At 45.0% G+C, this 9,355-nt stretch carries 17 protein-coding genes and 1 pseudogene; 1 reads left to right on the plus strand and 17 read right to left on the minus strand.

The features are described from left to right. From M989_RS23505 to M989_RS23570, 15 genes are all read right to left on the minus strand, one after another. A partial coding sequence (locus M989_RS23505) for a hypothetical protein (RefSeq protein ID WP_157093598.1) occupies positions 1-321 on the minus strand: 321 nt, incomplete at its 3' end. A 51-nt stretch (positions 322-372) separates the two neighbouring features. Beyond that, the gene (locus M989_RS23510; RefSeq protein WP_223226831.1) at positions 373-813 is read right to left on the minus strand and encodes a hypothetical protein; all 441 of its coding nucleotides are present in this window, start codon (positions 811-813) and stop codon (positions 373-375) included. Then, positions 803-1,285, minus strand: a complete 483-nt coding sequence (locus M989_RS23515) for a hypothetical protein (protein ID WP_032951323.1) — start codon at positions 1,283-1,285, stop codon at positions 803-805. The genes M989_RS23510 and M989_RS23515 overlap by 11 nt, the downstream gene beginning before the upstream one ends. 97 nt (positions 1,286-1,382) lie before the next feature. Continuing rightward, positions 1,383-1,811, minus strand: a complete 429-nt coding sequence (locus tag M989_RS23520) for an HNH endonuclease (RefSeq protein WP_032951321.1) — start codon at positions 1,809-1,811, stop codon at positions 1,383-1,385. An 18-nt stretch (positions 1,812-1,829) separates the two neighbouring features. Further along, positions 1,830-2,432, minus strand: a complete 603-nt coding sequence (locus M989_RS23525) for a hypothetical protein (RefSeq protein ID WP_223226832.1) — start codon at positions 2,430-2,432, stop codon at positions 1,830-1,832. Then, positions 2,429-2,800, minus strand: a complete 372-nt coding sequence (locus M989_RS26360; protein ID WP_233468673.1) for a hypothetical protein — start codon at positions 2,798-2,800, stop codon at positions 2,429-2,431. The genes M989_RS23525 and M989_RS26360 overlap by 4 nt, the downstream gene beginning before the upstream one ends. Positions 2,801-2,808: 8 nt before the next feature. Beyond that, positions 2,809-3,306 carry a hypothetical protein gene (locus M989_RS26365; RefSeq protein ID WP_245191290.1) on the minus strand — a complete coding sequence of 166 codons (498 nt, stop codon included), beginning with the start codon at positions 3,304-3,306 and terminating at the stop codon, positions 2,809-2,811. 11 nt (positions 3,307-3,317) lie between these two features. Beyond that, a complete protein-coding gene (gene rdgC / locus M989_RS23535) occupies positions 3,318-4,301 on the minus strand; it encodes a recombination-associated protein RdgC (protein WP_007372167.1) in 984 nt (327 codons plus the stop codon). Next, positions 4,288-4,518 (minus strand): hypothetical protein, encoded by a 231-nt coding sequence (locus tag M989_RS23540; RefSeq protein ID WP_007372166.1) that lies wholly within the window; start codon positions 4,516-4,518, stop codon positions 4,288-4,290. Before M989_RS23540 ends, rdgC begins: the two co-directional genes overlap by 14 nt. Next, on the minus strand, positions 4,515-5,336 hold the full coding sequence (locus M989_RS23545) for a DNA adenine methylase (RefSeq protein ID WP_007372165.1): 822 nt from the start codon (positions 5,334-5,336) through the stop codon (positions 4,515-4,517). The genes M989_RS23540 and M989_RS23545 overlap by 4 nt, the downstream gene beginning before the upstream one ends. Before the next feature lie 150 nt (positions 5,337-5,486). Then, positions 5,487-6,770: a DNA polymerase III subunit beta gene (gene dnaN, locus M989_RS23550; protein WP_223226826.1), complete on the minus strand. Its 1,284-nt coding sequence runs from the start codon at positions 6,768-6,770 to the stop codon at positions 5,487-5,489. Positions 6,771-6,842: 72 nt separating this feature from the next. After that, complete coding sequence (locus M989_RS23555; RefSeq protein WP_009653866.1) at positions 6,843-7,142, minus strand: hypothetical protein; 300 nt, start codon at positions 7,140-7,142, stop codon at positions 6,843-6,845. Positions 7,143-7,155: 13 nt separating this feature from the next. After that, entirely contained in the window at positions 7,156-7,500 is a 345-nt protein-coding gene (locus tag M989_RS23560; protein WP_032951317.1) for a hypothetical protein, read from the minus strand. Further along, positions 7,490-7,774, minus strand: a complete 285-nt coding sequence (locus M989_RS23565) for a hypothetical protein (protein ID WP_223226827.1) — start codon at positions 7,772-7,774, stop codon at positions 7,490-7,492. The genes M989_RS23560 and M989_RS23565 overlap by 11 nt, the downstream gene beginning before the upstream one ends. A gap of 104 nt (positions 7,775-7,878) precedes the next feature. Then, positions 7,879-8,292 carry a hypothetical protein gene (locus tag M989_RS23570; protein WP_007372162.1) on the minus strand — a complete coding sequence of 138 codons (414 nt, stop codon included), beginning with the start codon at positions 8,290-8,292 and terminating at the stop codon, positions 7,879-7,881. A gap of 133 nt (positions 8,293-8,425) precedes the next feature. Between M989_RS23570 and M989_RS23575 the strand changes: the two genes are divergently transcribed. Continuing rightward, positions 8,426-8,773, plus strand: a complete 348-nt coding sequence (locus tag M989_RS23575; protein ID WP_127649446.1) for a hypothetical protein — start codon at positions 8,426-8,428, stop codon at positions 8,771-8,773. Positions 8,774-8,790: 17 nt separating this feature from the next. Here the strand turns inward: M989_RS23575 and M989_RS25755 are convergent, their stop codons facing one another. Together M989_RS25755 and M989_RS25970 are read right to left on the minus strand one after the other, a co-directional pair. Beyond that, positions 8,791-9,105 (minus strand): hypothetical protein, encoded by a 315-nt coding sequence (locus M989_RS25755; protein WP_127649449.1) that lies wholly within the window; start codon positions 9,103-9,105, stop codon positions 8,791-8,793. A 27-nt stretch (positions 9,106-9,132) separates the two neighbouring features. After that, positions 9,133-9,355 (minus strand): annotated as a pseudogene (locus tag M989_RS25970) (hypothetical protein); the annotation flags it as partial.

Here is a 9,355-nt window from a genome sequence, read left to right on the forward strand (position 1 = left end):
CCCTAGGTCTTGGTCAAAATCGTGAGGAGTTTCCCAGCAATGAACATCTTCAAGCTCAGGTAGCCTGGACGGAGTGTAAAAAGCCCACGGCACTTCCGTACCTCGCAGTACCTCAAGTGCGTGTATCACCCGCTCAGGCTCGATTTTAAGCACGTCACTGTATGCTTCTATTCGATCACGTAACAGGCTGGCCATTACAGAGATTGTATGGATATCGATACCGGCTGCTTGAGCGTCCCTTTCCAGCTGCTCAATAACGACATCAATACTTGCTGGTGGTGCAGACATAAATAACTGCGTTGCGGCTTCTTGTCGTGACATATACGAAGGTTCCTTCGGTTACCGGTGACAGTAACCGATATTTTCCCCTCGCTACAGCTGGTCACGAATTTTTTCAGCTTGTACATCGGATACCAGAACACAATCACCTGTTGCAGAATTACAAACGTAATATTTTCCGTCCTGATGCTGCTGTAATTTCAGTTTTGTACCCGTAAGTGACACTGTAACGCCACTTGCTTCAAACTGCCCTTTGTTGGTGATGAAAAAGTTGTTTTTTGCGAGGGTTCCGGCTTTCAAATCAACGCCTCTGATCACTTCACCCAGGTCCCATTCGTTCATTACTGAGCGTTGTTTATGGATCAAGGAGCCAAGACAGACAAACACCACGACACTGATTGCAGCAAGACCCATAAGGTTTTTAAACGAATGGTGGGCTTTCAGGTCAAGCGTCTTCGCTTCTACCAGCTGCTCGGACGTTAACTGGACAGCTCGATTGTTACGCGAAGGACGTTTACGTTGGTTAGCAGTCATGGTTCACCTCTGTTTGAAGGAGAGATAATTTTAAACCTGCCAGTATATAAGCGATCTGAATTGGGTGAAGCGAATCATCAATGCTCATGGCCAGTCTACCCTTCTGATTGGTATCTACGGCTTTGCTGCCTCGGTACTGGTATCCATATCTCTTCCTGGCAAGTTCCAGGCCAGCCAGCATGTACTGGACTTGCTGTAACGATAATGAATCAATTTGCAGAGACTTGAGCCTGTTTTTTTGCTGGCACAGACCAAATAACTCCCTCGACTCGAAATCGTCGGGGTAAGAGTGTAGTAACCCATCAACTGAGCAGGCATTCAACTTATCGAATTCACGTTCAATACCCTCGACCGAGAAATGTCGGTCTCGAACGGACTCGACTCTACATTTGCTGAGCTGGCCATCTGGTGTGGCTACAAATATAGTTGCGCCTTCGGTCAGGTCTCCAGTCCAGTTTGTATGATTAGTCATATACGCTCCGTAATGGGCCTACTAAACAATATTATCACGGCTGAATATTTGACGAAGCAGTGCGCGATACGCGCCATGATAATGTTAAATTAGTCGTTTATTTGATAGCACCATTTTTCTCTGAATACTGTTCAAACCAGAAAACAATGGGTTTCTCTACAATGCTTATCTGGCCGAATCTTTCTGCCGTTCTGAAATTCATACTACTCTTCCGTGCCCTTTCAACCTGTAAACTTATTTGTTTGCGGAACATTTCCAGTGAATATGTTGTTTTGAGCAGATTGCAGGGCGCACAGGCTGGGAAAAGATTTTCTAAGCAGTTGGCACTTTCATTAAACACTTCACCGGTAGCCTTAAGCTTAAATTTCCCTCTGGCCGCAGCTTGCATATCCTGGACGGATTTCCTTAGCACAGGTTCTACGTGATCAGCGTGCCAACCTTTTTCTTTCAGTACCTCGCCACAATATGCACATCGACCACCAAATTTAGCCCTCAGTACTATTCTTTGTTTTTTTGACAGAGACATAATAAATTCCTTGTGGAACTAAGAGAATCGGCCATCGTCTATTGATTCAGCGATGTTGACTGCCAGGGCGTTATCGTCCAAGCCTGACAACGTTTCATAGCGAAAGACAGGAATGTGAGTTCTTTTAAAAAGGGCAATAATGAACTCTCCTTCAGGCTGAGCGCTGATAGCATCTTCATTGATCATTGCTAGCACTAGTTCCCCGGTATGCGCATCGGAGAGAACAAAATCGAACACGAATTCATCTGCGTACTGTTGCGCCTGAAGTACGTCAACCGGGGCAACCGGTTCATCTTCGAGCTCCAGCTCTACTAAGTCCCGGGCAAGCACCTGGGGTGCGATAATGTACTGACCATTGAACACCGCACTCAAGCGCACATAAAGATCCATCAGGACTTTTGGCAATATCGAATTTTTTTTGATGAAGTACTCGCTCAACCCATCAAGTGCGGCGTTCTCGTCGGCATCGGCATTAATATCTGCCTGCTGATCATGCTCGTCCAAAGGTTGCTGAGTTTGTTGTTGTTCTCGTTTTGTTCGACTCGCGTAGATAAGTATGAAAGCTGCAAAGCACACAAATGTCAGAAATATTGCGAGAGCGATTATATATTTTAGAGTCATGGGTTCATTCCTATAGTCTGGAGATACTCAGGCTCCTTGAACTTCATATTTTCGGGTATATGCCGCATCACCTTTTTGATGTATGGTTGTTCAATTCTCTTAAGCGTATCTAATTGAGATTGATAATCCTTAGTTCTCAAATCATGCTCAGCACCCAGTTGTCCTAATAACGTCTGAAGTTTCTTTAAGGCTTTGCTGCACTGCACTTCGGCATTATCCAGCTTTTCAATATTTAACCAGGAGAGAATATCGATAACAGGATTTATAGTCAGATCGACAAACAGATCAAGCGTGTCATCTGGTAAATTTGAATCAATAGGTGATTGCCGGGCAGGCATTTCATCTGCTAATCGCTTAAGCGCACCCATAGCTCTCTTTAACAACTACTCGCAGAGGATGTGTCTATTGCTGAAAGTATGGATATTGCTTTACTGGTAGTAACCATATCCAGAAATTCAGTTGTGGAAGCACTATTACATTCATCCTTTGCTGTTTTTAATAGTTCACGGGCATTTTCTGCAAGTTTGAGTCGTCTGCCTGACTCGTTATATTTTATCTGAGCTTCTTTCCAGCAGTTGACTAGATGCTGATAAATCTCACAATCTGGTGATTTCGAAATTTCTTCCAACGAGGACATAACTACGTATTGAAGAAAGATGCTCCTGCATTTTGGCAGCAGCAGGTTAAGATGCAATTCACATTCGTTCAGCTTTTTTCGCGCCGGTGTCTCTCTGAAGAGACCAATAAATAGCGCCCACAATGAAAACTGACGATCTCTTGTCTCTTTAACCAACTCTTTAACTGCCAGGGCTCGGGCAATGTTAGCATTTTCAACCTGGCGTGATAACTCTTGGAGTTCTGTAGCTGTAATCATCTCTCAGCCCTTTAATGGAAGGTTTTTTCTGGTTGTTTGGCTTCTGCCGCGACACCTTGTTGTTCGTCTGACGGCGTTGTGATGAGTCCTGGGCTTTCACCCCCGAGGGCTTTTATCATTGTGTCCAGAACCTCCATAACAACAGAGGTAAACAAAACGAAATCGGCATCAAATCTTTGGGCGTGATCTTCTGGCGAAATGTCATCGTTCTGTTCAATAAGTTCTTCCGTAAAGGTCAGTCGTGAAAAGATGAAATTGTCATTCAGGATGAAAAACATCTGGTTCATCCAGCCCAGTGCAACCTTTGTCACAAGCTTTCCGGCCTCGATGTGATGAGCGATCTCATCACATATCAAATCCTGGCGTTTTGTTGTAACGACCCCCCCGTTTTCGAGCACATCTTTGAGCGTGGCTTCGTCGCATAAAGCTAGGCCAGGCGGCAGACTTCCTGTTTTGACCCACTCTGTTAACGTCAGTTCTACCGGCGTTTCCAGCGTGAATGGGATAATTGGAAGTGAGCCAATAGTTTTACGTAGCAAAGCTGTTACATCATCTGCTTTTTTATGGCTGGTGGTCTCAACAAGCAGTAGACGTGATTTAGTATCCACCCAAATGTTTGTAGTGCTGTATTTGCTGAAAGCCTTTGGTATGAGCTCAGCGAGCACGGCATCGTTGACGGCCTGGATCTCCATTTTCTTTAGCCTGCGGTTTTGCTCTTTCTCCAGTTTCTGAACCCGGGTTCGCACAATTTCTTTGATGGTCGCGGGAGGAAGTATTTTCGATTCGTGCTTAACAGTCAGAAGAATGAGATTATTCGACTCATGCTTTAACAGCTCGACATCTTCACCCAATGGCGGGATCCATCCTGACCGTGCCATATCATTAGGCCCGCAGGGAGTGTATTTCAACTCACTTAACTGTTCATCCAGCTTGTCTAATTCCAGAGCTTTTTGGATGCGGTAGACTACAAGGCTTTTGGGTTTAAATTGGCTCATCGTGGCCCTCAGCTGTTGCTTGATTAATTTTAATAAGGTCAGAGACACGCTCGCGGATCACGACACACTCCCAGTAAGTTAGAGGCTTAGAGCTCAGCACTTGTTTAAACTGCGCCACGGCAATATCAGGTGCTGTCCGATATTGTTCGGCGATATCCTGACAAAATTTCTCAGTCTCTGGGTTATGCAGCTTTTCAGAACAATGGAAGCGTTTCATGCCGCAGCTCCCTTTTTCGAGTTATCCGCTAATTTGACCGCGAAGATTTCTGAAGCTTTTTTCCCATCCCCGCTGCCTTTAAATATGCTTCTCCGGGCAGTCACACCATGAATAGCGAAGGCTTGATAAAGCTCACGAATATCAGGCGCATCGTGGCATGATGCGATGACATGAACCCCGCGTTCAGGCAGCAACTGGAGCAGTTTGGTAAGCTCAATCTGCATAGCGGGTGTAAAACCGCTGGCATGGTAAGCCGTGAATCTGCCGGGATTAACATATGGTGGGTCGCAATACACCACATCACCCGGGCGGGCCATTGATAGCGTGGTCTGGAAGCTGGCGCAAAGTAAAGTTGCTGAGGACATTTTCTCAGCCATTGCGTATAACTCTGTCTCTGGGAGATAGGGGTTGGCGTAATAACCCCAGGGGACGTTAAAGATGCCTTTCCGGTTGTATCGGCATAGTCCGCGATGGCCAAACCTATTCAGATAGATAAACAGAGCAGCTTGAGTGTCACTTGCACTATCATGATTATTGAACTGGCTTCGCAGCTCATAATAGGCGTCCTCAGAACGCCCGAGACAGTAAAGGCGTTTAAGCTCAGAAAGTACCTTTTCAGGCGACTTAAAAATACTCTGGTATGTATCGATCAGGTCGCTATTAATATCGGCCAAAATGTATTCTGGGTAATTCGTATTCATCATTACAGCGCCTGAACCGCCAAAGGGCTCAATAAGCCGACCACCTTTCGGTAGTACATGCTTAAGACTTGCCATAATGTTGTGTTTGGCTCCTACCCACTTCAGAACGCTTTTCATTTCATTCTGGCTCCAGAATATTAGGACGCAGTGATCGCGACCAATGGGAGCGAGATGGCATATAGCCATCCCGTCAGGAAGCTTGTTTTAACGTTATCACGCCCATGAAATTGGCTATTTCGAAAAGGCCGACAAAACGAGAGCGTTTTGTCAGACACGGACAGGCATGATGATGTCGTAATTGTTTTTGTTTACTGAAATCAATATGCCGGTCGTTGTATCACGCAAAGCAATCTGTGCGGCTTCTCCTTCTTCCGAACACGCCCCCAGGCTTGCCAGTGATTCCAGGAGGTAATCGGCATTCATACCGATATCAACAATTGTTTCGGGCTCGCCTGCCTCTTTCGCAATGTCCATCACCTCTTTGCAACTGATTGCATTTGAGCCGGGCGACTTAAGCTGTAGGGCGTTGTCTTTGAATGACATCACACAAACACTGGTGTTGTTTGGCGAGCCCTCTTTAAGCAATGGGGTTGCGCGTTTTAGTGCGGTGGTGAGTTCAGAAGGATCAACCTTAAACAGTTCAGTATTTTTGGCTACCGTGCTGGCCACGCGCTTCCAGTCCGGGTAACGGCCATCGACAAGATTTGAAATGACTGTATGGCTTCCGAGCGTAAATGTCAGGTTACGGTTGCTGTAGTCAATTTTGAATTGACCCTGGCTACCGCTCAGGATTTTATGGAGCACGGGGAAAACCCCGTTGGGTAAAATCACACCTGCATTCGTGTTACTGATAGAGGTAGGAGCTGTCGGAGATTGAATCTCATCGCCCACGTCATCGCTGAAGTCGATATCATGAGAACTGACGGCCATACGATGTCCATCAGTGGCTACAGCAATAAATTGGCCATTATCGATACCGAGGTAGACCCCATTCATATAAAAGCGGACATCGTTCTGAGCCGCAGCGTGGCTGACACGCTTGATAATCTGACTCAGCATCTGCGTTGGAAAGTAAACGCTGTAATTATGTTCCAGCGTCTCAGCCTGAATTTCGGGTATATGGTCTAAGCAAACCGGGATGTTATAGGAGTTTTTGTCGGTGCGAATGACAAGATGGTTTTTTGCCGCATGGAAGCGGACGTTAATTTCATCTTCGCCGCGCATGTTGCGGATTAAAGAAAAGAGTTGTGTTGCAGGTACTGATACGTCCATATCACCATTGCCCCCCGATACCGTCCCTTTACTGGTAATTTGGGCAGAGTTTAAGTCAATGCCAAGGGCAGAAAGACAATCCCCACGTAACCGCAGCGTGATCATCTCCAGTACTTTCATTGCAGGAGACCGGCGAATAACCATACACGGCATTTCGATAATTTTGAGAAGTGCTTCAGCAGAAATATCAAACCCTGGAAGCTCTTTAAATGATAAGCGTCTTGCCTTTGGTTGAACTGCGTCTATTGTAGATGCGTCTGTCATTTTACTGTCTCCCATAATTATCCGTGTTAAATTAATCGTACCCCCGGTCAATCAAGTGACGAATAGCAAATTATGAAAAAATGAAGTTTATTTGTGGTGACGGCGATAACCTAATTCAAACGCGAACTGCCATTGGTATTCATTTAAAGCACATCCAAGAGATGTGATGGCCTCAACAATTTCCTTTATAATGAGGTTGCCTGAATTCAATCTGTACTCGTAGTACCAACCTATATCAAATGCGATAAGCTGGAGGCGGAAAAGATGGATCTGAGGAACGTAACCAGTAACGCCGCTAAGCGCTTTTATATAAATGAGTTCCCCTTCCATTTCTGATAGAAAAACCATGTCAAGAATATTGGACGCGAAATTCGTCATGGTGAACATAAATTGAGCCTCTTTATTGAGCCTCGCGTAACACATCGGATGCCTTAAAGTAGCCGAGTCGGTGCATCATTTTATTGATCTGACCTACTTTGCCATCAGACCCTTCATACTTACTCAACCGGTGAAGTAAGATACGCATGGACATCAACACACTGTCTGATGCGTTATCACCACGGGTAAGTAGTTTATCAGTACTATCTGAGTATGACCCCGTAAGTGCCGCGCTCACCAAATCACCGGCAATAGCATCCGGGTGGCACAATGCCATCAAACCGATAATCAATGCCTGCCGATTAAGTTCCGTTTCTGTCAGGCCTGTTTTTGAAGTGAGTTCTGCTAGTAAATTATCAGTGCTCATTATCATGCTCCTTTTGCTTATGTTCTCCCGGTTGAATGGCGGAAGAGTCTTTACTACTGCGTGAAAATACATCCGCGACCAGAAATTTAGCTTTCTCTGAAGGACTCATAAATTTCCAGAGTTCATCAGGATATTCATCGTCATGCTTTTCAGATTTTTTCAATCGGGAGATTCCTTTTAATTTTGCAGCCATGCGGCTCCGTCCATACGGACGGATTGGCATTGTAAAATTTTGCTGCGAACTATCAATCAGACCAGTAAAGTGACGACCCATATAAATACCTCTAAGTGCAGTAGTTATTTTTTCCCGATTCAAAGCTCCGCCTTTAACGTCATACTACGGGATAGCATTACTGCAACGAAATATTCAGGGATTGTTTACGGCGTTTTGAAGGTGTTATCCATTACCGTTTTACTTCTCGCTACCCAGTCGTTTGCATCACTGCAATTGATGTTTGACGCTACGACCTGACGGGCGGATGTATAGATTGGACTTGCATAACCACCATTCCCGGCAACTACCAGACGGATACTGTTGAGATATGCGTAAACAGGATCCTGTAGGATTGTAGAATCGATGGATGCCTGCTGTTTACAGCTATCGCTACGCATCTTTACTACATCAGTTGCGACCATGACGCATTCAGGACATTCATTTTTAAGCTGAATGAACTGAGTTGGTGTCTGCCCCGCTGCTGGACTTCCATCTGCTCTAAGAGGAATATTGGCTTCAGCAATATTGATGCAGAAAGTCGATCCCGCAATTAGCGCCAGCAATAATTTCGTTTTCATATAACCTCGCCTTATTTAATTCAGATTTATCGAACTGAGCTTACTGCTTTAAGTGGTGAGTAAGAAAAAAAAAGGGTGACAAAACGGGGGGTGTTTTTTAACCTTAATCATATCCCATATGATTAGGTTGATTATGAACAATGCCAATATGCAGGGAGATGGTACTGAACATCGCCTGGAGCGCTTTTCCCGTATTCAGAAGGATGCGTTGGTACTTCTTCTTTTGTGCAAAGAAAAAGGCACTGCGATAGTGCCATTCACCAGGTTGCTGGGGTTTATTAACTCTGTTCCAGACAGCCAGGATGTAGCTGAGCCCAACCTACGTAAGTCACTCAAAACATTGCAGCAAAATGGCTATGTATGGAAGTACCGGAACAAAAACGATCTTACAGTTTCATTTGAGTTAACTTCATCAGGAGAACTCCAGGCAACTTCATTTCGGGTGCGAAGATTAGAGGCATGGGGCCAGGCAGACGAGTAAAACTCGTCTGCTGGTGGTTACACAGAAAGATACTTTTTACTGATAGTTAAAGCGCTGCGTCGTTTTAATGCAAATGGACGATTATCAGAAAGTCTGGAAGCATTACCGGCGCGAATGAATATGCGTTTCATCCTGCGGTCAAAATGTTCTTCTGACCAGCCGAAGGGATACGTACCCTTAATACCATCTATTGGCCCGGCAAGAATGCGAGCGGTTTCGCTACGAAGAGTACTTCCCCTTAAACCAAATGAGCTAAGTTTATTTCTTATCAGACTTACAGAAAATTTCCTGGGTTTTAAAACACCCTTAATACAGTACAGATGTTTACTCATAGCATTACCCTTTTATTATGGGAACGATTAGCTGCGCTGCATAAAGTAGATGGATTGGCGTTTGTTTTCTTCGATTATCTTCATTGCCTCTTCAAGCCATCCAGCATCTTCACCCCGGCTGGTTAGCTCTTTGTGCTTTAGTTTGAGTGCAAATACTGCGTCATCAGCACCGGCAGTAAACAATTCTTGTCTGACTTGTTGTGTGCTGGTTGTACCATTTATAACACCAACCATATAATTCACGATATCA

It is taken from the genome of Kluyvera georgiana ATCC 51603 (assembly GCF_001654985.1).
GTDB lineage: Bacteria > Pseudomonadota > Gammaproteobacteria > Enterobacterales > Enterobacteriaceae > Kluyvera > Kluyvera georgiana.

Bases quoted from the DNA above. Each gene is read 5' to 3' on its own strand.
- M989_RS23570 (WP_007372162.1), bottom strand. From the start codon at position 8,292: ATGAAAACGAAATTATTGCTGGCGCTAATTGCGGGATCGACTTTCTGC.
- M989_RS23565 (WP_223226827.1), bottom strand. From the start codon at position 7,774: ATGGGTCGTCACTTTACTGGTCTGATTGATAGTTCGCAGCAAAATTTT.
- M989_RS25755 (WP_127649449.1), bottom strand. From the start codon at position 9,105: ATGAGTAAACATCTGTACTGTATTAAGGGTGTTTTAAAACCCAGGAAA.
- M989_RS23515 (WP_032951323.1), bottom strand. From the start codon at position 1,285: ATGACTAATCATACAAACTGGACTGGAGACCTGACCGAAGGCGCAACT.
- M989_RS23510 (WP_223226831.1), bottom strand. From the start codon at position 813: ATGACTGCTAACCAACGTAAACGTCCTTCGCGTAACAATCGAGCTGTC.
- M989_RS26360 (WP_233468673.1), bottom strand. From the start codon at position 2,800: ATGGGTGCGCTTAAGCGATTAGCAGATGAAATGCCTGCCCGGCAATCA.
- dnaN (WP_223226826.1), bottom strand. From the start codon at position 6,770: ATGGGAGACAGTAAAATGACAGACGCATCTACAATAGACGCAGTTCAA.
- M989_RS23540 (WP_007372166.1), bottom strand. From the start codon at position 4,518: ATGAAACGCTTCCATTGTTCTGAAAAGCTGCATAACCCAGAGACTGAG.
- M989_RS23525 (WP_223226832.1), bottom strand. From the start codon at position 2,432: ATGACTCTAAAATATATAATCGCTCTCGCAATATTTCTGACATTTGTG.
- M989_RS23560 (WP_032951317.1), bottom strand. From the start codon at position 7,500: ATGAGCACTGATAATTTACTAGCAGAACTCACTTCAAAAACAGGCCTG.
- M989_RS26365 (WP_245191290.1), bottom strand. From the start codon at position 3,306: ATGATTACAGCTACAGAACTCCAAGAGTTATCACGCCAGGTTGAAAAT.
- M989_RS23545 (WP_007372165.1), bottom strand. From the start codon at position 5,336: ATGAAAAGCGTTCTGAAGTGGGTAGGAGCCAAACACAACATTATGGCA.
- M989_RS23555 (WP_009653866.1), bottom strand. From the start codon at position 7,142: ATGTTCACCATGACGAATTTCGCGTCCAATATTCTTGACATGGTTTTT.
- rdgC (WP_007372167.1), bottom strand. From the start codon at position 4,301: ATGAGCCAATTTAAACCCAAAAGCCTTGTAGTCTACCGCATCCAAAAA.
- M989_RS23575 (WP_127649446.1), top strand. From the start codon at position 8,426: ATGAACAATGCCAATATGCAGGGAGATGGTACTGAACATCGCCTGGAG.
- M989_RS23520 (WP_032951321.1), bottom strand. From the start codon at position 1,811: ATGTCTCTGTCAAAAAAACAAAGAATAGTACTGAGGGCTAAATTTGGT.